The sequence below is a fragment of the Planctomycetota bacterium genome, assembly GCA_018242585.1.
Lineage (GTDB): Bacteria > Planctomycetota > Planctomycetia > Pirellulales > PNKZ01 > JAFEBQ01.
The window spans coordinates 1-25,947 of sequence record JAFEBQ010000048.1 but is presented as its reverse complement, the minus strand read 5'-3'; the positions used below and the strand labels follow the sequence as shown (position 1 = coordinate 25,947).

Below are 25,947 nucleotides of genomic sequence, written 5' to 3'. Positions count from 1 at the left end.
GCGAAGTCGATCATCATGATGGCGTTCTTCTTCACGATGCCGATCAACAGAATGATGCCAATCAGCGCGATCACGCTCAGATCGTCCCCGGTCAATAGCAACGCCCATAAGGCGCCCACGCCGGCCGAAGGCAACGTCGACAGAATGGTGATCGGGTGGACGTAGCTCTCGTAGAGCACCCCCAGCACGATGTAAACGGTGATCAGCGCGGCCAGAATCAGCAACGGTTCGTTCTTGAGCGACGCCTGAAACGCCTCGGCGGTCCCTTGGAAGCCAGCCTGAATGCTGGCCGGCATGTTCAAGTCAGCTCGCACGCGATGAATCGCCTCGACCGCGTCGCCCAGCGACACGTGCGGGGCCAGATTGAACGAGATGGTCACCACGGGGAATTGTCCCTGGTGATTGATCGACAGCGGCGTCTTCTTGTGTTCGACGTGGGCAAAGGCGCCGAGCGGCACTTTGCCTCCACTGAGCGTGCGAATGTATATCTCGGTCAGGTCCTTGGGCTCGTCGCGGAAATCGCGCTTCACTTCCAGCACGACGCGGTACTGATTCATCTGAGTGAACATGATCAGCACTTGCCGCTGGCCAAAGGCGTCGTACAACGCGTCGTCGACCATCTGCGGCGTAATGCCCAAGCGCGACGCCGTGTCCCGATCGATCACCACCCGCGTTTGCTGACCGTCGTTCAGTTGATCGCTGGCCACATCACGCAGCTCGGGCAAGGCTTGCAGCCGGGCCAGGAAGCGCGGCGCCCAGTCTCTCAGCTCCTCGGCGTCGGGGTCTTCCAGACTGTACTGGTACTGCGTGCGGCTCACGCGCGTCTCGACCGTCAGATCCTGCACCGGTTGCATGAACAAGGTGATTCCTTGGATTGATTCCAAGTGCTTGTTCAGTCGGCGAATGATCTCGGTCGCCGATATCTTCCGCTCCTCGAGCGGCTTCAGGTTGATTTGAATCCGTCCGGTGTTCAGCGTGCTGTTCACGCCGTCGATGCCGATGAACGACGATAGGCCGTCAACCGCCGGATCCTCGAGGATGGCGCGGTTCAGCTCCTGTTGCTTGACCAGCATGGCGTCAAAGGAGATGCTTTGCGGCCCTTCCGAGATTCCCATGATCACGCCGGTGTCCTGCACCGGAAAGAACCCTTTGGGAACGATGATGTACAGGTACACCGTGCCGGCCAACGTCGCGATCGCCACCAGCAACGTGATGAACCGGTGGCGCAGCACAACGGTCAGCGTCTCGCCGTACCAGGCAATCGTGGCGTCGAACGCCCGCTCCGAGACACGATAGAACCAGCTTTGCCGTTCACCGGTGTGCTGCTTCAATAGTTTGGCGCACATCATCGGCGTGAGCGTCAGCGAGACCACCGCCGAGACCAGAATCGTCACGCTGAGCGTGACGGCAAACTCACGAAACAGCCGGCCGACGATGTCCCCCATGAACAGCAAGGGAATCAACACGGCAATCAGCGACACGCTGAGCGAGACGATTGTAAAGCCGATCTGCGCCGAGCCCTTCAGCGCCGCCTCGAGCGGGGTTTCCCCTTCTTCGATGTAGCGCATGATGTTTTCGATCATCACGATCGCGTCGTCGACGACGAATCCGGTCGAGATCGTCAGCGCCATCAAACTCAGGTTGTTCAAGCTGTAGTCCAGCAGGTACATCACGCCGAACGTGCCGATCAGTGACAGCGGCACGGCCACGCTGGGAATGATGGTGGCCGGGATGTTGCGCAGGAACAGAAAGATGACCATCACCACCAGCGCCACGGTCAGTTGCAGTTCCCACTGCACGTCATGGACGCTGGCCCGAATGGTGACGGTTCGGTCGGTCAGAATCGAAACTTGGACCGTGGCCGGCAGCGATTCGCGCATCTGCGGCAGCAGCGCCTTGATCGAGTCGACCACCTCGATGATGTTCGCCCCCGGCTGGCGTTGAATATTGACGATGATGGCCGGCGTGTCGTTCATCCAGGCCGCCTGTCGGATATTCTCGGCCCCATCGACCACGGTGGCCACGTCCGAAAGATAAACCGGCGCGCCGTTGCGATAGGCGATGATCAGCTTGCGATATTGCTCGCTCGTCAACAGTTGATCGTTCGCGCCGATCGTAAACGCCTGGCTGCTGCCGTCGAAGCTCCCCTTGGCTTGGTTGACGCTGGCCTGGGTCAGCGCCAGCCGCAGGTCTTCCATGTTCAGCCCCAGGGCCGACAGCGCCGTCGGGTTGGCCTGGACGCGAATGGCCGGCTTCTGTCCGCCGCTGATGCTGACCAGACCCACGCCCGACAGTTGCGAAATCTTCTGCACCAGCCGCGTGTCGGCCAGGTCTTGCACCTTGGAGAGCGGCAACGTCTTGGACGACAGGGCCAGCGTTAGGATCGGCGCGTCGGCCGGGTTGCTCTTGCTGTAGATCGGCGGGTTGGGCAAGTCCTTGGGGAGATAGTTCGACGCGGCGTTGATCGCCGCCTGGACCTGTTGCTCGGCGATGTCGATGTTCAGTTCAAGAATGAAGCGGAGCGTGATTACCGAGCTGCCGTCCGAGCTGATCGACGTCATTTGGGCCAGGCCCGGCACCTGGCCGAATTGGCGTTCAAGCGGCGCGGTGACCGACGACGTCATCACCTCGGGATTGGCGCCCGGGTAGAACGTGATCACCTGGATGGTCGGATAGTCGACCTGGGGCAACGCCGCTACCGGCAGTTGAAAGTAGGCCACGCCGCCGACCAGCAGAATCGCCACCATCAACAACACGGTGGCCACGGGGCGCAAGATGAACGGTCGGGAGGGACTCATTTAGTTCCCTCGCTTCGCAGCGCTGCCGGCTGGTTCCTGTGCAGGCTTCAATTCTGGAGCGGGCTTTGATTCCGTCGTCCCCTTTTCGCCCGTCGGTTGTGCCGGCGCGGCTTGCTTCCCAGGAACTGCGCCATGCTTGCCCGTCCCCTGCCCGCGCCGCGAGACCTTGGAACCAGGCAGCAGCTTATCGACGCCGTCGGTCACCACGACCTCGCCCGGGGCGATACCCGCTTCGATAATCGTCTGGTCACCTTCGGTCGAACCGGGGGTCAGACTACGCAACTCGACCGTGTCGTCTTCTTTCACCACATACGTGAACCAGGAGTCGGGGCCGCGCTGGACCGCGGCCGAAGGGACGACCGTGGCATCGTGCCGCGTGTCGATCAGCAGCCGGGCGTTGACAAACTGATTGGGGAACAGCAGGTTGTCCTCGTTCGAGAACTTGGCCTTCAGTCGCACGGTGCCGGTCGTCGGGTCAACCTGATTGTCCAAGGCCAACAACGCGCCGACCGACAACTTGTTGCGGAAGTCTCGGTCCCAGGCTTCGACCGTCAGCGTCTCGCCGGCATTGACCTTGCGCTGGACCCGGGCAATTTCATCCTGGGGAATCGTGAACAAGAGCGCGATCGGTTGCAGTTGGGTAATCACGGCCAGGCCGTTCACGTCGGTGGCGTGAACGATGTTGCCCGGGTCGACCAGTCGCAGGCCGATCCGGCCGTTGATCGGCGAGCGAATGGTGCAGTAGGTGATCTGCAACTCGGCGCTGTCGATGATCCCTTGATCGGTCTGGATCGCCCCCTCGCTTTGCTTGACCAGCGCGCGTTGGGCGTCGACCTGTTGTTGAGTGACCGAATTTGACGAGACCAGCGACGTGTACCGATCCAAGTCGAGCATCGCCAGCCGCAACGCCGCCTGATCCTTGACCAGTTGTCCCTTGGCTTGTTCCAGTTGCACCTTGAACGGCCGCGGGTCGATCTCGGCCAGCACGTCGTTCTGGCCGACGATCTGACCTTCCTCGAAGCCGACTTTCAGCAACTCGCCGTCGACTCGGCTACGAAGCGTGACGGTATAGAACGCCGTCACCGAGCCCAGGCCGTTCAGGTACAGGTTCACGTTGGCCGTGCGCGCGGTCGCGGTCACCACCGGCACCAGGCGCGCCTTGGGGGCGGCGACCGGCGGCCGCGAACCGGCCAAGGTCTTGGCATGTTCCGTGACCCAGGCCTTGGTTTGCTCCCAGGTGACGCCCCGGTAGTACAGATATCCCGCTCCCAGCCCGATCATGGCCAGGATTACCAGCCAGCCCACCCAACTGTGTTTCGGCTCGCGCCGCGTGACCAGATCGGGCGGCCGCGAAGCCGGCAAGTGCGTTGGCGGTTGTTCCGGTGTGGCGGGGGTGGGCGTCATCCCTGGGCCAGGCGTACCGGGGCCAGGTTGAGACGGCGGCGTTGGTTGGTGCGCTTGCACGCCCGTGAGTTTGGAAATCATATTCCGGGCCAATGGCGATGCGTTGGGCGACCGGCGGGATGCCAGCCGGTTTTCATTGTTGCTAAGGTGGGAGGCGTCGCGCCGTTCTGCACGAGAGGGACGCTCATAGGTGGGGCAAACCGGTAATCTTGTCGGGGATGCGTGCCGACGGATTACGAATGCTTCAGTCTACTCGGGATGGGGGAAATCCGCACCCAGCTTGACGGTTTTTAATCTTTGGTCTACCACGCCACGGCGGGGCTCGCCTCAACTATTTTGCTGCCCACTTCGGCTACCCCTTCTGATACGGTTCTTGCCGCAGCCGTGACCGGAGCGTTGCCAACATCTAACCAGCAAGGGAAGCGGCTCCGCCAAGTTGTCGCAGTTCAACGACTTGAGGAAATTCGCTGGTTGTGCGAATTGCGACGATAGCCGATCGCTCATCTCGGGCTCGTCGAATCTTGACGAAACAGCTCGGGCAGCGTGATCCGCAGATACTCGCGCCAGACTTGCCAGGTGTGCCCCCCTGCCGAGCGATGCAGCGTGTGGCGAACGCCCGAGCTGGTGAGCTTGCTGTCAGCTTGCTCGACGTTGGCAAAGGCGCGATCGTCGCTGCCGCAACCAATCCAGAACCAGCGCAGCTGTTGGTTGTACTTGTCCGGCGCGGCCAGTACCTGGTCGAGTGTTTCATTCTTGCCGTCGCGCAAGATGCCCGAACTGTACACGCCGACGTACGCGAAACGGTCGGCGTTGCGCAACCCGACAAAGAACGACTGGCTTCCTCCCATCGACAAGCCCATGATCGCGCGGCTGCCTGCGTCGGTCTTGGCCCGGTAGCGCGATTCAACCAATGGGATGACATCTCCCAGCAGATCGCGCTCGAACACTTCGGCCACCGTTGAGGGGCCTTTGACGTTGGCATTGCTAATGTGCCCGTGCGGCATCACGATCAGCATCGGTTCGATCTTGCCGGCGGCGAGCAAGTTGTCGGCGATCCAATGGGCCTTGCCGTACGCGGTCCAGCCGGTCTCGTCATCACCAGCGCCGTGCAATAAGTAGAGCACGGGATACTTCTTCGTGGTGTCCACTTCGTAGCCCGGCGGTGCATAGACCACCAAGCCGCGCTCGGCGCCATTGACCTTGGACGTATAAGTGTGGACCGTCAGCGTGCCATGCGGGACCGCTTGCAACTCGTACGAGGCCGGTGGGTTGGCCGGGACCAGCACATAGTTCGTCAAGCTCCGCCCGGTCTTCACCTGCGAATTTTTGGGATCGACGATCGGCGCGCCATCGACCCGCAGCGTGTAAGAGTAAATGTTGGGGGCGAGCGGAATCGTCACGCGCCAGACCCCCTTGTCGTCGCGCACCAGCAGTTCGGGCTTGTTCTGTGCCCATTCCCCCGAGACGGTCACTTGCTTGGCTTGCGGCGCCGCGAGTTCGAACGTGACATTCCCGCCTTGCACGTTCACGTCCCAGGCCGCGGCGGCCAGCGACCAGACCAAACCCAAGACGATGCTGCGAGTCATAACGAACCCTTTCGCGTGCGAGCGGCGTAAGCGACGACACCTGGCGACGTTGCCCGCCAGTCTACGACACGCCGCGGGCGGTTGAAAGCAAACGGCATAGGGTTACGATTGAGGCGGCTTTTGAAACCTGTTCGCCGTGTCGGCGGTATCAGACAATGTCCCTCGGTCGAGTCAATGCGTGGATGCTCCTGTTGGGGCCGGCTTTGTTGCTGGCCGCCAGTGGTTTGTCCCTTGCGCTGGCCGTGAACCCGGGGGACGCGCTGACGCGCAATTCAATTCGGCTGTCGCTGGCCTGGTACCTGGCCGCGCTGTTGGCCATGCTCTTTTGTCGCGCGGAGGATTGGTCAGCCGAGACGCCGCGTGGTGCGTTGGCCCGCTGGTGCTGGACCTGGGCCGTGGTCTGCTTCATTGTCCACCTGGGGCTGGCGTTTCACTTTGTCCACGGCTGGTCGCACAGTCGGGCGTTTGAAAAGACGTTGCGCGTGGCGGGCGTGGGGGAAGGGGTTTATGTTTCGTATCTGTTCACGGTGCTCTGGCTCGTCGACTTGCTCTGCTGGTGGCTCGCCCCACGGCGCTATGCCGCGCGCAGCGTTTGGATCGATCGGACCTTGCACGCTTTCATGCTGTTCATCGTTTTCAATGGTTCGGTTGTCTATGAAGCGGGGCCGATTCGATGGGTAGCACTCGTCAGCTTTGGCGTACTCGCGGCTTGCTATTACTCGGCGCGTTGGCGGCCACGGTGGTCGGCGCGTTCGTCGTGGGAGGTATGATGGCCACCACTCTGAAAATCGGCGACCCGGCGCCCAACTTCACCGCCGAAGCGCACGACGGTACCAAGGTTTCGCTGGCCGCGTTGCGCGGCCGGCCGGTCGTGGTCTATTTCTATCCCAAGGACAACACCTCGGTCTGCACGGCCCAGGCCTGTGCCTTCCGCGATTCGTACGAAGACTTCGTCAAAGCCGGCGCAACGGTCATCGGCATCAGCTCCGACTCGCTAGAAAGCCATCGCCAGTTCGCCGCCGAACGGAAGTTGCCCTTCCTGCTGGTCAGCGACGCCGACGGCTCGCTACGCCGGGCGTTCGCCGTGCCCAAGACGCTGGGCATCATTCCGGGGCGTGTCACCTACGTGATCGACGGGCAAGGAATCGTGCGGCACGTCTTCAACGCGCAATTCTCGGCCGACCGGCACATTGCCGAAGCCCTGCGCGTGGTGCAAAGCCTGGCCGCGCACTGAAGTGAGACAGAACTCGCCGCGTTAATGAGTCCTGACCCCTTTGAACTGCCTGACCCCTTTGAACTGCCCTGCCCTGAAATGAACGATCTTGATCAAACGCCACCATCTGAAGCTTTGGAGTGGCTTGAAAAGTACAAGAACAGCATCCGGGGGATGAAATTCAATCCCACTAATCGGCACGCCTTTGACAAACGGCCTGACAAAGTCGTTTATCGAGACATCAAACGTATCAGGTTGCCATCGGGCTATATTCGGATTGCGCCGCTTTCATGGGAACGATCCCTGCCATCCTTGCCGTGGTCATACGGCGAGCTCCTGGGAATGCTGAAGAAGATGCCGCCTAGCGCAAGGATCTTCCTCGATACTGGCTTCATCACTAGCCACGACATTCCAGAAGCCGTCTGGCAAGAAATGGCCAGGAAACACGTCTGCATTACCGAAGGCGTTTGGAACGAACTTCGTGATTACGTGGATACCACCCGTAATGTTGCTTTTCGGCAACTGCTGGCTGATGTCAAGCATGGTGAAGGACAAGGCATTGGCCACAGCAATGTTTCGTTCACCAGCTTTGCAGACTGGAACGATCACCTTCGATACGCTGCGAACTACTACAAGTGCCTGTTGTGGTTCAGAAGGAATGTTGCGTTTGTCGAAGCAGCGAAGTTCAAGGCACGTAACGGACGTGACCCAACTGAGGAAGAGCTACAGCGTAGATTCGCACCATTGGGCGACCGAGCATGGCGAATGGCCATTAAGGGATTCCGAGATCCCGTAAAGGCAAGGAAAACCACGGATGACGAATTGATCGTCAGCGCAGTGTTTCATTGCATTCTGTACGGTCAGCCCACCTACCTGTTCACTCGTGACAACGATGTCTTTGAAAACTTCCGGAAGATGATCTTTTTGGTTGATACGCATTATCGAGCTATGCTTGTCGCTGCTCATTATTCGCTTCACGCCGCAGACTATGACACGTGGCCGATTGAGCCGACCGGGATGTTCAGTTACGCCATGCGTGGTGATCAGAACCTGAACATTGATCTTCCCCGATTCATCTTCAATGACGTTGTGGACAGGGAACGACTCTTTGCAGTTCAATGCGCATGTTCTTTGGTATCCACTAGCCAAACCCCGCTAATGCTATCGGGGCAATCGTTCGGGATAGTCAAAGAACTGGGCGAAATACTTCGCATGAAAGGCGCGACTTCTGGCAGGAACACGGACTTGTTCGGGGGGCGGAATTTTCATCTGGAAGTGCCAAGCCAGAAACGCCAAGCAAAAGGCATAATGAGTGGGCTACTGGAAGACGCTCCGTTCGGAATCCTGGGCATGGATATACCGACGCTAGATTGCGAGTTTGCCTTACTTACGAACGAAGGCGTTACGCAGGTGATCTACAAAGAAGTGTAAAAGAAGCAATTCAAAGGGGTCAGAGCAATTCAAAGGGGTCAGGACTCATTATTGGTTATTAAGGCGGACTCGCGGCCGACCACGGGGACGAAGGGTCGAGTCCAGCTTCAAACGGCGGGCCGTCGTTTCCACCCAGGCTGCTTCGCCGTACGGAGTGCCTCGCTGTGCCGCATGCCGCAGGCGTTCCAATTCCGACCTGGCCAGCGGCTTGTTGACGTTTGCCATCCACTGGGCGGAACGCGGAATCGGCCAGGCCGATAGAAGCTGCGGCGCTGGTTCGACCCGTTGCCGCCACCGCCAGAGCGAACCCCACCGCCACTGTTCGGCGCGACGGGCCAACTGGGCGCGGACGGCATTGCGCTCGACGTAACGGCAGACGGCAAGGAAGTGGGCATCGTCCTGGATCGGAAAGCTCTTGAAACGCCCCTGGTACAAATGGCCCTGCCCCGCGGTATGATAATGGGCATGATGGCGCATGGTGTGCGTGGCAGTGATCCAGCGCATGAAGCGGCTCATCTCGCCGTTGCGCCCGGCACGAAGCACCAGGTGCCAATGGTTAGGCATCAGTTGGTAGGCGTACAGTTCGACCGCGTAGCGTTGGAGGCCAGCCGCCAGGACTCGTTCGAAGGCGTCGTAATCGGCATCCTTGCGAAAGATGCGCCGCCGCCCATTAGCGCGATTAAGCGCGTGGTAAAGTCCGCCAGCTTCGTCGGCACGGTGTGGTCTCGGCATGGCGCGCAGCTTACCACGTGCCATACCCTGCTTCAATGAGTCCTGACCCCTTTTATGGTGTCCCCTTTTGTGGTGGGCAAGATGAAAACATTTCGCATCGCGATCTACCCCGGCGACGGGATTGGCGTGGAAGTGACGGCCGAGGCCGTGCGCGTGCTCGAGGCGCTCGAGCGGCAAGCGGGGACGTTCCGCTTGGAGAAAACCTCGCTCCCCTGGGGCGTCGAGTTCTACAAGCAGACGGGCGCGGTCGTGCCCGAGAACTTCTTGGAAGTGCTGCGGCCCTTCGACGCAATTCTGCTTGGCGCGGTCGGCTGGCCGACGCTGTTACCCGATCACTTCACGCTCGCTCCTTTGGTGCGAATCAGGCAAGCGTTCGATCAATATGCGTGCGTCCGACCGGCCAAGTTGTACCCGGGTGTGCGCGGCCCGTTGGCGGGGCGCGGCCCCGACGACATCGACCTGGTCGTGATTCGCGAGAACTCCGAGGGGGAATATGTCGACATCGGCGGCCGGTTCAAAGTTGGCCAGCCCGACGAGTGCGCCATGCAGACGGCCATTCACACCCGGCACGGCGTCGAGCGGATTCTGCGGTTTGGCTTCGACCTGGCCCGACGCCGGCGCAAGCACCTGACGATGATCACCAAGAGCAACGCCCAGCGCTACTCGTACGTGATGTGGGACGAAATCCTGGAAGAGCTGCGCGGGCAATATCCCGATGTCGCGGCCGACAGGCAACACTGCGACGCGGCGGCGATGAACTTTGTCCGCTGCCCCCAGACGTTCGATGTGGTGGTGGCGTCGAATCTGTTCGGCGATCTGCTGACCGATCTTGGCGGCGTGATCTCGGGAGGATTGGGACTGGCGCCGAGCACCAACACCAATCCCGAGCGCAAGTTCCCGTCGATGTTCGAGCCCGTCCACGGTTCGGCCCCCGACATCGCCGGACGCGGGCTGGCCAATCCGGTGGCGGCGATTCTGAGCGCGGCGATGATGCTCGATTGGCTCGAACTGTTCGAGGCCGCGGCCGTGGTACGCCGCGCGGTCGAGCGCACCTTGGCCGCCGGTCACGGCACGCCCGACTTGGGCGGGAAACTGACCACGGCGCAAATGGGCGATCGCGTCATTGAAGCGCTGCGCAACTGAAATCACGTATGGCGTAGGATACGAGGGTGGCACCGATTGCTCCGCAATCGGTGTTGCGCAGCAACAAGAAACTTGATGAGCACGTGTTGTCCAGTGGAAGGTCACCACGTGCGCGGGCCGGCGCTCGATGTTTCCTGCGGCCTGCGGCCGCCCAGGTGCAGGCACCTGGGCCACCCATGAGTTGCGTCAGCGCCGATTGCGGCCGCTTTGCACCTTTCACCGCAACATAGTGTTGCGGCGATTTTCCGTGCTGGCCCGGTATTGCCGGGCGCTGTTTCCGATTACGATACACCCTCCTCGCGGAGTGTACCTACCTGACTCAAGCTTGCTCGGAGTTCGCCATGCAGCGCACGATTCGACTTCTGGCCGTCGCACTCTTGTTGTTCGTCGGTAACTTCGTGGCGCGGTCGGCGTCGGCCGAGCCGGCGCTGCGCTCGGGCGATCGGCTGGCGATTGCTGGCGACTCGATCACCGAGCAAAAGCTGTACAGCAAGTACATCGAAGCCTACGTGCTGGCCTGCTCGGGTTTGAAGAACCTGAAGGTGTTGCAGTTCGGCTGGGGTGGCGAAACGGCGCTCGGCTTCACGCCGCGCGTCGAGCCGGACCTGGGGCTGTTCAAGCCGACGGTGGTGACGTTGTGCTATGGGATGAATGACGGCGGCTATCGGCCGTATGACGACGGTGTCGGCGCGAACTACGAAAAGAACATGCGGAACGTGCTGGCCAAGCTTCAGGGCTTAATCGTGCGGACCATCGTGGTCGGCTCGCCCGGCGCGGTCGACGACCACTTCTTCCGCCCGGGGCAAATGCTGGGCGATCGTCCGGCCCACGTGGCCTATAACGAAAACCTGGGGCGGCTGCGCGACATCGATCGTCGCCTGGCCCAGGAGAACAAGCTGCTGTTCGCCGACGTGCATCAACCGATGATTGACACGATGCGCCGCGCCCAGGCCGCGCTGGGTGAGAAGTACCCGGTCTGTGGTCCCGACGGGTTTCATCCTGGCCCGAACGGGCAGTTGATTATGGCTTACGCCTTTTTGAAGGGGCTGGGCTTCGATGGCGAGATCGGCACGATCACCGTCGACATGCGCGGCTCGGCCGCCGCTTCGCCAGGGCACACGGTGTTGAACTATGCCGCGGGCGCGGTCGAGTTGGAGAGCGTTCGCTGGCCATTCTGCTTTGATGGTAGCCCGAAGGCCTGGGATGGCACGCGGAGCATTCTGCCCTTCCTACCGTTCAACCAGGATTTGAATCGACTGACGCTGAAGGTCACGAACCTGGACGCTCCCAAGGCGCAGGTCAAATGGGGCAAGGAGACCAAGGAGTTCACTCGCGAGCAGTTGGCCGAAGGGGTAAACCTGGCGGCCGAGTTCGATGTCACGCCATTCGATGCGTCATTCAAGAAGCTGATCGACACCATCGGCGGCAAGCAATCGTTCGAGACGTACCTGATCAAGAACCTGTCGTTGACGTCCCGGACGATGGTCGGCGAACTGAAGAGCGACGCGGCCGCCCAATCGGCGATGCAGACGCTGATGGCTCGCGGTGTGGCGCGGCAGCAGGAGTTGGACGAGCAGGTCCACGCGGCGCTCGGCCCCGTGAAGCACTCGCTGACGATTACCGCGGTGAAGTAATTGCTTTTTTACGGCGCGAATTTGCCGGCTTGCACCGTGTCGACCCAGATGATCGCCGCGACGATGGCCAAGGCGTTGAGCAGTGGTAGCGCAACGGTGATCGCGCACGCCAGCTTGTACATCCGCTGCGAGTAGAGAATCCACGAGCCGACCAGCGTCGCGCCACAGACGATCGGAAACGCGCACACCGACGCGAACAGGGCGATGGTGCCCGGCGCGTTTTCCGAGCCGGGGGCGTCGAACATCATCACACCGAACGCGGCCACGAACGTGCCGCCGAACGCCGCGATGCCCAGCAGAATACTGGTGACGATCAACCAGATGAACGCTCATGGCTCGTTCCTCTCTTCGTAATCAATAAGAGCCGAAGCCTATCGTGGGCCGGCCTCGCGCGACAAGGGGGTGGCGTAGCGCAAGAAAAACCCAGGGGCTGAGTCCCCTGGGCTTGTGGTGCATCGTGTTGATGGCAACCTGGCGTCGAGCGTTGCGCGACGCCAATTATGGCTTCAGCATTCGGGCGCGGTTCACCAGCTCGACGAACGCGGCTCGGTGTCCGCCCACGTCTTTGCCCACGCCTTCTTGGGCCAACTCGGCCACGGCGGCCAAATTGAGCGCCCCGCGGAACGCCGAGTCGCGTAGCACCAGCCCAAAGCCCGCCACGGCCGCGGCGAACTTGAACTCGCTGGACGCCTTGGCGTAGGGCTGGGTCGTGTCGGCCACCGGCTGCTCGATCAGTTGGCTGGTCTGGCCGTCGGGCTGTTTGTATCGCAGCTTCAAGGTCAGCAGCTCCGCCTGCTCGGCGGCCGGCGTGGTGTTCACCGAGCGTTGATACTTCAGCGGATCGACCGCCGGCGCGGCCACCGGCTCGCCCACCGTCAGAATCTCGTACAGCGCCGTGACCGAGTGCCCGGCCCCGATGTCGCCGGCGTCCTTCTTGTCGTTGTTGAAATCCTCCTTGGCCAAAATTCGGTTCTCGTACCCGACCAGCCGGTACGCCGCCACGAGCCGCGGATTAAACTCGATCTGAATCTTCACGTCCTTGGCAATGGTGTACAACGTGCCGGCCATCTGCTCGACGAGCACCTTGCGCGCTTCGCGATCGTTGTCGATGTAGGCGTAGTTGCCGTTCCCTTTATCGGCCAGCTTTTCGAGCGTGGCGTCCTTGAAGTTCCCCATGCCAAAGCCCAGCGCGCTAAGGAACACGCCACTCTTGGCCTCGTCCTCGATCAGCCGGATCAACTCGTCCTGGTTGGTGATGCCGACGTTGAAGTCGCCATCGGTGCAGAGGATGACTCGGTTGGTCCCCTCGCGGAGGAAATTCTGCCGGGCCACCTGGTAGGCTTGTTGAATGCCGCTGGCGCCGTTGGTGCTGCCGCCCGCTTCGAGGCGGTCGATCGTTCCCAGGATCGAGTCGTGCTGATCCCCCGGCGTTGACGGCAAGGCCAGGCCCGAGTTGCCGGCATAGACGACCATCGCCACGCGATCCTTCGCCGACAATTGCGTGACCAGCAGCTTCATCGCCCGCTTGACCAGCGGCAGCTTGTTGGCGTCCTGCATCGAGCCGCTCACGTCCAACAGAAAGACCAGATTCGACGCCGGCCGTTCCGAGGCCGGAATCTCGCGCCCCTGCAGGCCAATTCGCAGCAGCCGGGCCTTGGCGTTCCACGGGCATTCGGCGATTTCCGTGTTCACCGAGAACGGGCGGCCGGCCTCGGGCTGGGGATAGTCATAGCGGAAGTAGTTGACCAGTTCTTCGATCCGCACCGCGCCGCGCGGCGGCAGTTGCCCCTGATCGAGGAAGCGGCGGACGAGGGCAAAGCTGGCCGTGTCAACGTCAATCGAGAACGTCGACAGCGGATGATCGTTCACGCGCTGATACTGGTTCTCGACGATGTGGTCGTAGGCTTCGGTGTTGCCGAGTTGCTCTTGTTCGCGCCAGCCCCACCTGCGCTCGGCTTCTTCCTTTTGGCGGATGGCGGGTTCTTCGCGTTTGCGGCTGCTGTCGGCAAACTGCACGGCGGGAAGTTGCTCGGCCGGCACCGGATTGGCCACGACCTGGGCAATCACAGGGACCGGACCAGCGCCGGGCGCAGGTGCGGCGTGTGGCATGGGAGCGGCCGGGAGAACTTGCTTGGCCTTTTCGGCAAGGAGGCGGACTTGCTTCAGCTCGAGGTCTTGCAGGCCCAACTTATCGACGACGGCTTTTTCGTCTTCCTGAATGATCAGCCGAGGAGTGGTAGTCTGCCGCGTGCCGTCGACGGCATATCGTGAGTAATTATCCGTCGTGCTGTTGGTCGGTGCGGTAGGTGCCGAGGTACGCCCCAGTGCGTCGTAGGCTCGTGCCGTGGGCGTGCTCGACGACGGAACGATGTTCGCGTGATTCGCAGTCATCGCAGGCCCGGAAACTGTCCCCGCGAAGGTGGTCTGGACGCGAGAATCGGAGGCGTTCCCGTTCAGAACGAGGCCGCCGTTTTGAACCGACACGGAGTTTGGTTGGCCGCCCGTGGTGGGAGTCGTCAGCGCAGGTACGCCGGAGGTCGCCGTGGTGACGCCAGCGTAAGTATTGCGACCATCACCAAAATGCAGGGTTGCCGAGCCGCCATTCAGGTCCAGAGTTGTGGGGGCGATAGCGCCGAACTGCGCGACCGGTTGCGAGCTGGTGCTTGCGCCCGCAAACTGCAACGTGCCTCCGTTGGTAATCGTCAGTCGCTCGTTGGTCAGGCTGCCGCTGCCGCCAACGGTTGTGGTTACAGGCAGGTTCACGCCTCGCGCCGTCGAGCCTTCGGCATAGGCATAGTACCCGCGCTCATTTGACACAACCGATGTGGGAATCGCTGGCAATACGAGCGTCCCCGCTCCGACCTTCGTGATGGCAGTTCCCAATCCAGGTAGAGCCGGCTGGCTCGAAGCCGGTGTCGTCGAACCGGAAAGGATCATGTTATTGAAATCTGGCCCATCATAATCCTCATCAGCGTCTCGTCCTACGATCGGTTTGTTTAAGCTCACGTGCCCGTTGGATGACGAACGCGGTTGATCGGCCATGCCGTGGACGACCGAGTCAGCGAGCTTGTCTAGCAACTCGCGATCCTGGACCGTCGGCTCGACCAGCGAGTGCGGATGGAACATGCCGCCGAACAGCACTTGCTCATTCGAACCGCCGGGAGTCAGAACCATTCGCCGCGTCGTTTCGTCGAAACGGTTGGGTATCTGCGTGAGTACCGAAGGCGGCATCGAGGTTGGCGACGAGATCGTGCCCATCATCGGAAGGTATTGCACGACGACATTCGGCCGCTGCGACGTCGTGTAGGCCACATAGATGGCGCTGCTGACGCAGATCAACACCGAAGCCGCCATCGCGGCATACAGCGAGAAGTGAGGCGCCCGCTGGCGACGTGTGGCCACGGTATCGCGAGCAACGCGAGACAGATCACCGGCATTTGGGGACGCGATACCCACAGGCGTCAGGTCAAACTGTGCGGCAATGCTGGCTCGCACGTCGGGCGATGGGGCCGGCAGTTCCGGCTCGTCGTGGGCGGCGCATAGGGCGTCGGCCACCAACATCAAGTCGCGCAACGTGGCGGCGGCCTGGGGATCGATAGCTAGTTGCGCCTCGACCGCAGCCCGCTCGTCGGGCGAAAGGTTTCCTAACACGTAATCGGTCAGGTCAGGTTGAGTGGACATATCAGAAGCTCCAAAGAGCAGAGGGGCTAGGGATTAGGGGCTAGAGGCTAGGGAAGACAAAAAGGCAAAAGACAAAGACACAAATTACTGATCGCTGGGCTGCTCGTCGCGCAGAGCGGCACAGCGCGGATCCTGGCGTATCTCGTTCAGCGCGCGCTGAGCGAGAACGCGTACGTACGACTCACCATGGCCGGTGATTTGACTGATCTCGCGATAGCGAAATCCTTCGCACCAGAGCAGGATCACCTGCCGCTGGTTGTCGGGAAGTTGATCGACGATCCGCCGCAACAGCTCCGATGTGTCGCGCTGTTCACAGAGCGCGCTGGGATCGGGCTCGCGGCTGGTGACGTTCGGCTGGTCGGCATCTTCATCCGTGCCGAAATGTGCCTGTAGAATTGTCCGCTCGGCCTGACGCAGCACATCGAGCGCGCGCCGGTAGCAGGCTGTGTAGAGCCAGGCGGCTGGCTGGCGAATCTTTTGCGGGGGCTCGGCGCACAACGCGACGAAGGCGTGTTGCACCACGTCGCGGGCCGAGTTCAGATCGCGCGTCAAGCGCTGGGCATAGCGCGTCAGTCTCGCCTCGTGCTGATCGAGCAAGGCCAGCACCCAGGCGCGATGCTCGGCCGAGCCGGGTTCGATGGCGGGTTGCGTCGTTTCGGAGCGCGCCGAGTGTTCGCCGGGCAGGTTGTCGCTGGCATCGTCGGCATTGGACGTCTCGTCTTCCAATGACGCTCCGTTTCGGGCGATACGATGTGGCGATGCGCCGTTCGACGAGTGCGCATCCTGAGCCGTTGCAGTGGGCGTGGGTGCCACGGGGGAAACCTCCCTGCGCGCCGGACAAGGCAAAACACTACATATATGACGCACGAACCGGCGTTTTGTATCACGAAATGCGTGTGCGAGGTCCGTCCTTCGGGCCTGGGGAAGTGGCTACGACCCCCGCATTCCGCTTGGCGATTCCCCACGCCCTGCGCTGCGCTTGGGTCGTGCCATCCAGGCCTTCCGAAGGTCGCCCAGCGATTTTCCCGCCATTTTCCGAGTCGGATAGCAGAGGCCGAATGCGTAGCGGAGGCTTCTCGCCAGTCTTCGCTATCTGTCTTGTTTATGTATTTTACTTAATTTACTATGGCATATTGTTCCACCTTAACCTCTTTGGGAGGAAGGGTTTCTTGGCTACTGCCCAGCAACGACCGTCGCCGCCGACCGCGCGGGCCGCTACCGGTGCGCAGTGGATCGTCACACTACTGGCCGTGGCGTTCACCGTCGGCGCTTATGGCAGCGGCTACTCGCGAGCCCTGTTGCGGTACGACCGGGTCGGTGACTTCTTCCAGGAGTGGGCCTCGGCCAGGAACTTCTTCACCGGCCAGCCGATCTACACCCCGCAACAAGAAACCGCCGAGCGCTATCTGAACTATCGCGCCGGCAGCCAGCGCGTGTTCGTCAACGTCAACGCGCATCCTCCGACCAGTGTGCTGATGACCCTGCCGTTCGGCTGGCTGGAATATCGGCGCGCGTTCTTGCTGTGGAACCTGCTTTCGTTGGCGGCGGTCGTTGCGCTGGGATGGCTCGTCAGTCGTGACGCCTGGCGCGGCGGGCGCTTTCAAGCGCTGTGGCCGGTCATGGCGCTGATGGGAAGTCCGTTGTTTCAGCATGTCTCGATGGGACAACTGACCATCTGGGTGCTGGTGCTGCTGGTGGGTGCCGATCGCGCGGCGCGCGCCGGGCGTCATCGCCAGGCCGGCGTCTGGCTGGGGACCGCGATTGCGTTGAAATGGTTCCCAGCCTTCTTGCTGTTGTACTTCCTGGCCCGGCGGCGGTGGTCCACTCTGTGGGTTGCTGGCGGCTGTTTTCTGTTGTGGAATCTCGCGGCGCTGCTGCTGTTCGGGTCGTCAACGTATCGCGACTTCTTTGGGCAATCGCTCCCCGAGGTGTTGAGCTATTGCGACTGGTGGGGGAATCAATCGCTGCTGGCGTTCTGGTTCAAGCTGTTTGCCGGTTGGAGCGGCCAGACCGCTCCGTTGTTCTACTGCCCGCCGCTGGCTTGGACGGGCGCTGTGGTATCGGTCGGGGCGGTCGCAGGTCTAGTGGCGTGGCTGGCCTGGCGCGAGCGTGACGACCCCGGCGGCGCTTCATTCGCGGCGGCCGTCGTGGCGATGACGCTGTTGTCGCCAATCTGCTGGAATCATTACCTGCTGCTGTTGATGACGCCGCTGGTGTTGCTCGACGGGCGAGTGAGCGCGCGCGGGCCCGTGCGTTGGTGCTTGAACGCCGCCTTGTTCGCCATTTGGTTCAACCCCGAGGCGCTCTGGTTCGTGTGGGTGCAAGGCCAGGCGAGCGCGGCCCAGGTATTGTTGCTGTTGTCCTGGCATTTCCATGCCTTGTGCGCGGTATTTGCCTTGACGGCGGTCGTCGCTTGGCGCGGCCAGCACGAAACGAGCACCGCACGTGCGTGGTCCATGCGCGTGGCCGATCGATGCGATCGGCTGCTGCGGCGCAAGCTTAGCTGGGTCAACGCGCTGGTCTTCGGCGTCCGGTCCCGAGCGTCACTGGCCGGCGGCGAGGCGACCCTCGCCGACAGCGAAGCGCGAGCGCGGTGGCGTCCTTGGCAATATCTTGCGCCAAATGCCGGCGCGCTGGCCGTGACGATCCTGGGGGTGGGCGTCGAATGCTGGCTGCTGAGTCGGCGCGCGGACAATGTCTTCCAATTTGGTCTCGCGTGGACGTGCCAAGTCGCGCTCTGCATCGCCTGGCTTTGGCTGGGGGGCGTGTGGTTCCTGTGGCTGGCTTCGCGCGGATTGGTTCACGTGGCGCGCGGGTGGCCGCGCCTGGCGCGGTGGATGTCTTATACCGTTGGCGCAGTCGGGGGTGTCACTCTGCTGGCGGTCTATCTGGCGAGTTGGGGGATGTACCTGCAGACGGGCAGCTTTGCCAGCCGCGAGGCCATCGAGTTCATCGTCGCCAACGCGCGCGAGTCGCTGTTGGCGAACTACCTGCTTCGCTCCGAAGTGCAATCGCTGGTGATTGCCGTCGCAGCGTTGGTTGCCATCGTGGTCGCGGGGGTGGCGCTCTGGCCGCGGTTTGTCGCGGCGCATTGGACGCCCGGGGCCGGACTGTCACGCCGCCTGGCCTTGCGCCGGTGGTGCGCCTGGTTGGCGCTGTTGGTGGTGCCATTGACGATCGGCACATTCCGACCGGCGCGGACCTCACACAGCCAACTCGTGCTGCGGCACGAAAGCCTGATCAATCAGTTGAATCCCACGCTGACGTTGATGTTCAGCGGCTTGCGCGGCGTGGTGGCCGAACCGATCGAGCCGGTGCTCGACGAGCGGGAACTGCGGCCAATTCGCGAGGTGGCAACGCTCGCGGCGCGCCCGGATCGCCCGTCGATCATCTTTGTGGCGGTCGAATCGTTGCGGCACGACGTGGTCGGCCTGGTCCACCAGGGACGCGAGGTGACGCCCCACTTGAATGCGCTGGCGCGCGGCGGGGTGCAATGGACGCGGGCCTATTCGCAGAGCACGCACTCGGACTATGCCGATGTGTGCATCGTGTCGTCGTTGTATCCCTTGCGGACGCGCCGGCACCATTATTATCGCGCCGACGACCCCTGGCCCAAGACATGCATTTACGATTGCCTGAAGCCGGCGGGCTATGCGACGGCGATCATCTCATCACAGAACGAGAACTGGGGCAAGATGTACCAGTTTCTCAACACGCCGCAGCTCGATCTGTTCTACGATGCCGAGCGGAGCCAGCAACCGACGGCGTTCGACGGCCGCGACGGCGGCTTTGCCTACGAGATCGTCCACGGCGAGCTGCGCGCCGGCAAACTCGATGACGCGCACACGGCCGACGTGGCTGCGCGCTGGATCGGCGAGCAAACCGGCGCCGGCCGGCCGTACTTTCTGAGCGTCAATTTCCAGAGCTCGCATTTTCCTTACGACGTGCCGGCCAGCGCCGTGCGGCCGTTCGCGCCGGCCGCGATCGACTTTCCGGCTTCGTTTGCCTATTACCCGCCGGACAAGGTCGACGTGGTCCGCAACGCGTACTACAACGCGCTGCACTACACCGACGCGCAATTGGGCCGCCTGGTCCAATCGCTACGTGACCAGGGACAACTGGACAACACGATCCTGGTCGTGATGGGCGAGAACGGCGAAGCATTCCACGAGAACAATTCGGTCACGCACGCCGGCTTGCCGATGGAGCCGACGTTGCGCGTGGCGTGTGTGTTGCACGCGCCGCGACTCGCCAAGCCGCGCGTCGATGACTATCCGGTCGAGTTGATCGACTTGGCGCCCAGCGTGCTAGGGCTGGCGGGCTGGCCGGCGCATCCGAACTTTCAAGGGCTCGACGTGTTCCGCCCCGATCGACCGGCGACCAGCGCGCGGACGCTTTACTTCCACGTCGAGAACCCGCTGGCCCATGCCGATGCGCTGCTGTTGGCTGGGCGGTGGAAGTTCATCCGCAATCGCGCCACGCAGCAAGAAATGTTATTTGACGTGGCGGTCGACCCCGGCGAGCAAAGCAACCTGGCGGGTCGGCCCGAGTACCGCGAGTTGACCCAGTTGCTGCACGACGCGTGGACTCGGTGGCGCGAGCGGCAACTGGCGTATTACCACTATCCAGCCTATTACCGCCGGTACTATCCGCCGTCGCCGCCGGTCGTGGACGCCTATTCGGTGCTGTCGCGGTTGCCCCAGCAACGCGTGGCCGGCGAGCAAACCCGCGGTCCCTGACGACTTTTCGGCCGGACCATCTACTTGCCCGCGCCGATCGTTTACAATTTCCCGGCAGTGGCGGACATAGTCACGCTCTTTCCGGCCGGGGTTCCATGATGAAGCTGCTCGCATTGGTCGCGTGGTTGGGGTTGCTGTTCACTTCGCAAGCCATCGCGCAAGAAAAACCAGCGCGCGGCAAGGCGACGCCCCAGGAAGTTCCCAACGCCAGCGCGATCCCGGGTTATCAGATCCGCAAGATCGAAGGCTTTAACGTCATTCTCAGCGACGAAACAGTTCGCAACGAGAATAACAGCGAGTACGAGCGCAAGCCGATCGAAGTGCTCGAACTCGAACTGAAAACCGTCACGCGGCTCCTCTCGCCCGAGGCGGTACACGTGTTGCGCGGCTTGCTGATTTGGGTCGAGTGGCGCGAGGAGGAAGATATGTCCAACGGTCGCGCCGGTGGCGCGGCGGCGGTCTACTATGGCGGTCACCAGTTGTCGATGCTCTCGAAGGGAAAGCACCCCTTGAAGGCCAAGAACATCACGATCCTGCGCATGGACAGCTTGACCAACGAGCATCAGCCCAATCGCGATTCGGGGCGCTGCGTGATCCTGCACGAAATGACCCATGCCGTGCATGATCAGTTTCTGGGCTATGACAACCCGATGGTCAAAGCTGGCTACCGTCAGGCCCTGGAGCGGAAGCTGTACGATCCCGAGATGTACGCCAGCACGAACGAGTTCGAGTATTTCGCCGAGTTGACTTGCGCGTACTTTGACCAGTGCCATTACTATCCGCGCAATCGGGCCGAGCTACAGAAGCACGATCCGGTAACGTACCAGATGATGGAATCGATCTGGGGTCGGCGCAAGGTCGAAACCGCCAAGGCCGACGGGCCGACCAGCGAGCAAATCAAGCTGCGGCTCGAAGAAGTCGACCTGGGCAAGTCGGTGACCGGCCCCAGCGTTTCGGCCGCCGAGCTGAAGGACCGGCCAGTGATGATCCTGTTGTGGAACTCGAACAGCGAATCGAGCTTGGCCTGCTTCCAGAAGTTGAATCTGTGGACGACTGAACTGGCCGATTTCGGCTTGAAGGCGCTGGCGGTCCACCTGGCCGGCCAAGGTCAAAGCAGCAGCGAAGTGAAGCAAGTCGCCGAGTCGCGCAACGTAGCCTTCCCAGTCAGCAGCGGGCAATGGACGAACCGGACGCCGGTGACCGACTTCAAGGAGTTTCCGCTCTGCTTGGTGTTTGATCAGCGCGGGCAATGCGTCTATCGCGGGTCGCCGTTCGACGTCGAGGGGCCGCTGCGCACGGCGGTGGGCAGCGCCTTGGTCGACGGGGCCGAGATCGAAACCGTGCCGGCAAAGCTGACACAGATTGTCGAGGCGCTGCGCAAAGGGACCAAGCAGCCGTCGGCGCTGCTGGTTCAATTGATGCCGCACACGCGCTCGACCGACAGCGCGACGGCCGAGGCGGCCAAGGCCTTGCTGGCCGAGATGCTAGGCGAGGGGGAACGCGCGCTCGACGACGCTGAGTCGCTGTCGACGAGCGACCCGGTGGGGGCCTATGTGCGGATCATGCGCTTGCCCACCGTGTTCAAAGGAACGACCGTCGGCACCAAGGCCACGACCATGCTGGGCAAGCTGAAGCGTGACAAGCAGGTGGCCATCGAACTGCAAGCCCAGCCCGCCTTGATGACGGTAAACAAGCTCGACGCCGAACTGAGCACCAAGCCGGGAAACTTTGACCCGACGCAAGACGCGTTTCGCAAGGCGAACGGCGCGCTGCTGCAAGAGCTGAACAACACGGCGCAATTGATGAAGCGCTCGTGGCCGAACGCGCGTTCCACCGAGCAAGCGGTTCGCACCGCCGAGCGATACGGGCTGAAGGTACCGTAGAATCTTTTCAGTCCTGGAGTCACCTCAATCCAAGTGGAGGTGGGGCGTCAACTTTTGGGCTTGGTTGAGTGCGGTGCCGATGGGCGATTAGAAGGAACTTGGGGTGCTGCGGAATGTCCTCCCTGCCATCGGAGGCAATAGGCTCACCACTGGTTGGAGGATCCGGCGATGACGTACGATCGTCTGTTCACGCCCGACGAGTTCCGCCTGGTGGCAGGCGTCGATGCGTCATGGGACATTCCCAATGTGGAACGTCTTCAGGGGCGTTACGAGTCGGTGCAACTATGCAACGGCAAATGGCGAAACGCCTCGGTCCCGCGTGGTCGATACGGCCGCCTAGTGTCTCGGCCTTATGAGACGAACTTCCTGACCACTCGATTCGTCTATGCGTCCCGAGTCCTGGCCGAGGCTTACGCCGAAACGCGGCACCGTTATCCCGACTGGCTCGCACATCGATCGATTCCGGATCGGCAAGGATTCCATCGAATCGAGTTTACTTCGCCGTCACGAGCGGATGCCGAGCGGTTCTGCTGGCAAGCTGTCCAAGAGATTGCGAGCTCGCGACGCATTGAGGTCGCTGAACAGGTCGAAATCGGCCCCGATGAACATGTCTCCGAGTTCGGCACGTCCCGTTTGCTGAGGCAAGTCCTGATTGTCGTTGACGCTCCGCAAATTGAACGGGAACTGGTGGACGAACTCCATCATCGCGTCCAGCGTGGCGAGCGGTGGATGCCGGAAACTTCCCCTCGGTCGTTTGAGTTTGCCGAGATCGAGCCACACTTGGTGCCGCTTGACGCACGCCTGCTCGCGCTCCGCAATATCCAAGAGGCACAGCTCAGACTTTCGCCACAGGATGAGGAGCTATTCACAGCCGTCGAGCACCTCGACTTGGATCGGGCTGTGGCCTTGATCGCGGCCGGCGCCAACGTGAACGCCCTACGCGATGGGGAGACACCTCTAAACTCGCTGACGGACGCATCGCGTTTGGACTTCAAACCGAGCGCGCCCAGCGAAACCGCACCGGCAGAGATTTCTCAACCTGAGCGGATTGAACTGCTGGGGCGTCTGCTGCGGCTGGGAGCCGACATCGACCTGTTTGGCCTTGACGGTATCTCGCCGCTAGCCACGGCGGTGCTCAAGCAGGAAGGTGAGGTGGTCGAGTTCCTGCTTGCTCAGGGGGCCGATCCGAATCGGAACAACTATCCCCTGGAGCATCCGGAAAGAAACTCCACGCCTCTTGACTATGCCAGTGCCGATTACGATCTGAGTGAACGGGGCAGCGAAGAAGAATGTAACCTCGCTCGAATCCGCGAAGCCTTGAAGCGTGCTGGCGCTGTTATCGAGCGGTCGGATTAACGAGGCCCCCGGCCGACCCCCTAGTTCTGCGAAGGCGAAGACAAGATCCCGAGATGCCAAGTGCCTTTTGGGGTTCTGCAGCGCGTGCAAAAACTAACTGACGCTATTGAACGCACAAGGGCAACGAGAATGCGATCAAAACCCGTTGCACTAACGGTTGCACCAGCCGGTGACTTTTCGTGTGATTTACTGACATCTCCTGTCAATTCGGGAGGCAGCGAGCGAGCACGAAACGAAGCGCGGCACGGAGACGCAGCTAGCTTGCCGGGCAACGAAAAACGCCCGCAGTCATCTTGTGACCACGGGCGTCTTGAGAAAGCGAGCGAAGGGGATCGAACCCTCGACCGTCGCGTTGGGAACGCGATGCTCTACCACTGAGCTACGCTCGCAGATGTTTTTGGCTACGCTCGCAAGTTTTTCTGGCTATGCTCCTATCGAATAGGAGAGCGATTCTCGAATCAATGTAGCGTGCGTATCTACCAAGCCGGTGGCTTTGCCACCGATCTCGGCGGCAGAGCCGCCGGCTTGGGCAAGCAAACATGACCCATGCTCACGAGACTCGCGCGAGCTTGGCCGGAACACTCCATCGTAGCAGCCCGCTTTGTTTCCGCAACCAAGCTGGCGGCAGTGCATCGTGGGCCAGTTTGATGAATCGGGGTGGCGGGGTCAGAGCGCAGTGATGGCCCCGAACCGTTACCACGGGGCCATCGCTGCGCTCTGAGCCCGCCACCCAATGTCTTTGACTCAAACTGAGCCACTTCCAAGCAGCATCGGCCCGGCTTTTACCGTGGAATTGAACCAATTTACCGCCGCGGAACTCTATGTTAGAATCCCCGGTCTCGATTGCCCCAGGCAATCGCGAACAGAGCGAACGCGGCTCAGGCTGTTGGGTCTGCACGCCGCCGGTCGCGCTGTTGTCAGAACACGAGCACCCCTAGCTCAATTGGATAGAGCATCGGTCTACGGAACCGAAGGTTAGAGGTTCGAGCCCTCTGGGGTGCGCTTTTCTTCGTCAACCATAGCTCAAAAAAAGGCTTCGAAATTATGGCAACGAAAGAACGGCTAGCCGAACTATTGACGCAAGTCTTCGCCGACGCGCACAAGGCAACGTCGCCTGGCGAATGCTCGTTACTTGTCGCTGAACTTGCCGGCGCGATCAATGAGATTCACGAACGGCTGATCGCGGTCGAATCGAAATTAGAGAATTAGAACTAAACGTACTCGCCCGCTAGGGTGGCTCAGTCAAAAGCTGTTCGCCAACTTCACCCCTAGCGGGCCTTGTTTTACCTGCGGTGTTATCGTAGTCGCTAACAATCGGTGATTCAAATGTCGCTGGTCGAAAAAGTCGTGTCGAACATACGTCGCGCGTGCAAAGAAAAAAATATTTCGCAGCGCGAACTGTCGCGACGGTCGGGGGTCGGGCATGTTACGATTTGCCGCATTTTGTCGGGCCAACAGTCGCCGAGCCTGGAAACCTGCGACGCCATAGCGGCAGCGCTGCGCGTGAGCGCGGAAAGATTTTTTACGAAAACTAGTTGACGGCGTTATCGGACTCGATAACATGCACAACCGTTGCTGATCGGCACAGCTTGAAAGCCGACGCGGAGTGAAGTCTGCGACAGAATGAACAGCATCTAGCGTCACTCTCGACGCTTGCTGCTTTGCGGTAGGAAACCTGTTTGGCTGCGCAATGCGCGGCGCTCGCGATCGCGGCGGCGGATACTGCCCCTCCGATCGTCGCAATTATGAGCGCTTCGCATTGCGCAGCCAAACGCCGGGCAGGCAAAGGCTAAGGATAGCGCATCAATGGGCAACTTTGTTCGCACTCGTCGTTATGGCGAGTCAATCACCGTCGACGGGCCAGCGACGATCATCTTCGCAGGCAACAAGGGCCGCGCTGGTCGGCTCGTCGTCCAGGCGCCCGAGTCGACAAAGATCACGCTCGGCGAACGCCAGCGTCAGGACACGAAGCCCGTAAACGAACCGTTTATTGACTGATCGTTTTTTATTCCAGGAAGGGATTCACCATGTGCGACTTTCACAGTATCTGCGTTCGGGCCGACGGCGCAATTGCCCATCACCCATCGAATAGCCACAGCCGAGCCGTTGCGCATGCCGGCTGGAAAGAAAACACGGCAGAGACGACGCGATTCTGGGAATGCGAATGGGGCGGCGAAGGTGAAATGCCAGATTCCCTAGTCCAGGCTCGCAATGGAATTAAGCCGCCTGAAGAAGTGATTCGCATTGCGACGGCGCATTACGCCGCGCTTTATCGCGCTCTTCACGGCGGCGACATTGCGCAAGTCTTCCTTCATCCCGATTTCTACGACGTTCGCTACGCAGTGGC

At 61.4% G+C, this 25,947-nt stretch carries 18 protein-coding genes, 2 tRNA genes and 1 pseudogene (1 of these 21 only partly in view); 13 read left to right on the top strand and 8 right to left on the bottom strand.

Annotated elements, in window-relative coordinates:
• From JSS27_20555 to JSS27_20545, 3 genes and pseudogenes are all read right to left on the bottom strand, one after another.
• Window positions 1-2,798: pseudogene (locus JSS27_20555) on the bottom strand (multidrug efflux RND transporter permease subunit); it reaches 318 nt to the left of the window's first position.
• Window positions 2,799-4,202 carry an MdtA/MuxA family multidrug efflux RND transporter periplasmic adaptor subunit gene (locus JSS27_20550; protein MBS0211342.1) on the bottom strand — a complete coding sequence of 468 codons (1,404 nt, stop codon included), beginning with the start codon at window positions 4,200-4,202 and terminating at the stop codon, window positions 2,799-2,801.
• A 500-nt stretch (window positions 4,203-4,702) separates the two neighbouring features.
• The gene (locus JSS27_20545; protein ID MBS0211341.1) at window positions 4,703-5,788 is read right to left on the bottom strand and encodes an esterase; all 1,086 of its coding nucleotides are present in this window, start codon (window positions 5,786-5,788) and stop codon (window positions 4,703-4,705) included.
• 155 nt (window positions 5,789-5,943) lie between these two features.
• On the opposite strand from JSS27_20545, the gene JSS27_20540 reads away from it, so the two are divergent.
• Genes JSS27_20540 through JSS27_20530 form a run of 3 tightly spaced genes read left to right on the top strand, consistent with a single transcriptional unit; the run spans window position 5,944 to window position 8,432 of the window.
• On the top strand, window positions 5,944-6,558 hold the full coding sequence (locus tag JSS27_20540; GenBank protein ID MBS0211340.1) for a hypothetical protein: 615 nt from the start codon (window positions 5,944-5,946) through the stop codon (window positions 6,556-6,558).
• The gene (locus JSS27_20535; GenBank protein ID MBS0211339.1) at window positions 6,558-7,022 is read left to right on the top strand and encodes a peroxiredoxin; all 465 of its coding nucleotides are present in this window, start codon (window positions 6,558-6,560) and stop codon (window positions 7,020-7,022) included. The genes JSS27_20540 and JSS27_20535 overlap by 1 nt, the downstream gene beginning before the upstream one ends.
• 24 nt (window positions 7,023-7,046) lie before the next feature.
• Window positions 7,047-8,432 carry a hypothetical protein gene (locus JSS27_20530; GenBank protein ID MBS0211338.1) on the top strand — a complete coding sequence of 462 codons (1,386 nt, stop codon included), beginning with the start codon at window positions 7,047-7,049 and terminating at the stop codon, window positions 8,430-8,432.
• A gap of 48 nt (window positions 8,433-8,480) precedes the next feature.
• Here JSS27_20530 and JSS27_20525 read toward each other — a convergent pair whose 3' ends face one another.
• The gene (locus tag JSS27_20525) at window positions 8,481-9,164 is read right to left on the bottom strand and encodes a transposase (protein MBS0211337.1); all 684 of its coding nucleotides are present in this window, start codon (window positions 9,162-9,164) and stop codon (window positions 8,481-8,483) included.
• An 81-nt stretch (window positions 9,165-9,245) separates the two neighbouring features.
• Between JSS27_20525 and JSS27_20520 the strand changes: the two genes are divergently transcribed.
• Together JSS27_20520 and JSS27_20515 are read left to right on the top strand one after the other, a co-directional pair.
• On the top strand, window positions 9,246-10,307 hold the full coding sequence (locus JSS27_20520; GenBank protein MBS0211336.1) for a tartrate dehydrogenase: 1,062 nt from the start codon (window positions 9,246-9,248) through the stop codon (window positions 10,305-10,307).
• A 341-nt stretch (window positions 10,308-10,648) separates the two neighbouring features.
• Complete coding sequence (locus tag JSS27_20515; GenBank protein MBS0211335.1) at window positions 10,649-11,941, top strand: SGNH/GDSL hydrolase family protein; 1,293 nt, start codon at window positions 10,649-10,651, stop codon at window positions 11,939-11,941.
• 8 nt (window positions 11,942-11,949) lie between these two features.
• On the opposite strand, the gene JSS27_20510 is transcribed toward JSS27_20515, so the two are convergent.
• The 3 genes from JSS27_20510 to JSS27_20500 all read right to left on the bottom strand — a co-directional run bounded on the left by JSS27_20510 (window position 11,950) and on the right by JSS27_20500 (window position 16,435).
• The gene (locus JSS27_20510; protein ID MBS0211334.1) at window positions 11,950-12,258 is read right to left on the bottom strand and encodes a hypothetical protein; all 309 of its coding nucleotides are present in this window, start codon (window positions 12,256-12,258) and stop codon (window positions 11,950-11,952) included.
• Between the two features lie 181 nt (window positions 12,259-12,439).
• Window positions 12,440-14,050: a VWA domain-containing protein gene (locus tag JSS27_20505; protein ID MBS0211333.1), complete on the bottom strand. Its 1,611-nt coding sequence runs from the start codon at window positions 14,048-14,050 to the stop codon at window positions 12,440-12,442.
• Between the two features lie 1,656 nt (window positions 14,051-15,706).
• On the bottom strand, window positions 15,707-16,435 hold the full coding sequence (locus JSS27_20500) for an RNA polymerase sigma factor (protein MBS0211332.1): 729 nt from the start codon (window positions 16,433-16,435) through the stop codon (window positions 15,707-15,709).
• A gap of 356 nt (window positions 16,436-16,791) precedes the next feature.
• Here JSS27_20500 and JSS27_20495 point away from each other — a divergent pair, with 356 nt between their 5' ends.
• The 3 genes from JSS27_20495 (at window position 16,792) to JSS27_20485 (ending at window position 23,600) form a co-directional block, all read left to right on the top strand.
• A complete protein-coding gene (locus JSS27_20495) occupies window positions 16,792-20,361 on the top strand; it encodes a sulfatase-like hydrolase/transferase (GenBank protein ID MBS0211331.1) in 3,570 nt (1,189 codons plus the stop codon).
• Between the two features lie 98 nt (window positions 20,362-20,459).
• Window positions 20,460-22,244: a hypothetical protein gene (locus JSS27_20490; GenBank protein ID MBS0211330.1), complete on the top strand. Its 1,785-nt coding sequence runs from the start codon at window positions 20,460-20,462 to the stop codon at window positions 22,242-22,244.
• A 153-nt stretch (window positions 22,245-22,397) separates the two neighbouring features.
• Window positions 22,398-23,600 (top strand): ankyrin repeat domain-containing protein, encoded by a 1,203-nt coding sequence (locus JSS27_20485; protein MBS0211329.1) that lies wholly within the window; start codon window positions 22,398-22,400, stop codon window positions 23,598-23,600.
• Window positions 23,601-23,917: 317 nt separating this feature from the next.
• Here JSS27_20485 and JSS27_20480 read toward each other — a convergent pair.
• Window positions 23,918-23,989: transfer RNA gene (locus tag JSS27_20480), tRNA-Gly, on the bottom strand.
• 539 nt (window positions 23,990-24,528) lie between these two features.
• Between JSS27_20480 and JSS27_20475 the strand changes: the two genes are divergently transcribed.
• The 5 genes from JSS27_20475 to JSS27_20455 form a co-directional block, all read left to right on the top strand.
• Window positions 24,529-24,602 (top strand) — tRNA-Arg (locus JSS27_20475).
• 42 nt (window positions 24,603-24,644) lie between these two features.
• Window positions 24,645-24,809 carry a hypothetical protein gene (locus JSS27_20470; protein ID MBS0211328.1) on the top strand — a complete coding sequence of 55 codons (165 nt, stop codon included), beginning with the start codon at window positions 24,645-24,647 and terminating at the stop codon, window positions 24,807-24,809.
• Between the two features lie 117 nt (window positions 24,810-24,926).
• A complete protein-coding gene (locus JSS27_20465; protein ID MBS0211327.1) occupies window positions 24,927-25,139 on the top strand; it encodes a helix-turn-helix transcriptional regulator in 213 nt (70 codons plus the stop codon).
• 267 nt (window positions 25,140-25,406) lie between these two features.
• Window positions 25,407-25,598 (top strand): carbon storage regulator, encoded by a 192-nt coding sequence (locus JSS27_20460; GenBank protein ID MBS0211326.1) that lies wholly within the window; start codon window positions 25,407-25,409, stop codon window positions 25,596-25,598.
• A 29-nt stretch (window positions 25,599-25,627) separates the two neighbouring features.
• Window positions 25,628-25,947 (top strand): hypothetical protein (locus JSS27_20455; GenBank protein ID MBS0211325.1); only part of this gene is annotated, 320 nt, incomplete at its 3' end.

Bases quoted from the DNA above. Each gene is read 5' to 3' on its own strand.
- JSS27_20540 (MBS0211340.1), top strand. From the start codon at position 5,944: ATGTCCCTCGGTCGAGTCAATGCGTGGATGCTCCTGTTGGGGCCGGCT.
- JSS27_20530 (MBS0211338.1), top strand. From the start codon at position 7,047: ATGAGTCCTGACCCCTTTGAACTGCCTGACCCCTTTGAACTGCCCTGC.
- JSS27_20550 (MBS0211342.1), bottom strand. From the start codon at position 4,202: ATGACGCCCACCCCCGCCACACCGGAACAACCGCCAACGCACTTGCCG.
- JSS27_20525 (MBS0211337.1), bottom strand. From the start codon at position 9,164: ATGCCGAGACCACACCGTGCCGACGAAGCTGGCGGACTTTACCACGCG.
- JSS27_20535 (MBS0211339.1), top strand. From the start codon at position 6,558: ATGGCCACCACTCTGAAAATCGGCGACCCGGCGCCCAACTTCACCGCC.
- JSS27_20460 (MBS0211326.1), top strand. From the start codon at position 25,407: ATGGGCAACTTTGTTCGCACTCGTCGTTATGGCGAGTCAATCACCGTC.
- JSS27_20470 (MBS0211328.1), top strand. From the start codon at position 24,645: ATGGCAACGAAAGAACGGCTAGCCGAACTATTGACGCAAGTCTTCGCC.
- JSS27_20465 (MBS0211327.1), top strand. From the start codon at position 24,927: ATGTCGCTGGTCGAAAAAGTCGTGTCGAACATACGTCGCGCGTGCAAA.
- JSS27_20515 (MBS0211335.1), top strand. From the start codon at position 10,649: ATGCAGCGCACGATTCGACTTCTGGCCGTCGCACTCTTGTTGTTCGTC.
- JSS27_20545 (MBS0211341.1), bottom strand. From the start codon at position 5,788: ATGACTCGCAGCATCGTCTTGGGTTTGGTCTGGTCGCTGGCCGCCGCG.
- JSS27_20490 (MBS0211330.1), top strand. From the start codon at position 20,460: ATGAAGCTGCTCGCATTGGTCGCGTGGTTGGGGTTGCTGTTCACTTCG.
- JSS27_20505 (MBS0211333.1), bottom strand. From the start codon at position 14,050: ATGCCACACGCCGCACCTGCGCCCGGCGCTGGTCCGGTCCCTGTGATT.
- JSS27_20520 (MBS0211336.1), top strand. From the start codon at position 9,246: ATGAAAACATTTCGCATCGCGATCTACCCCGGCGACGGGATTGGCGTG.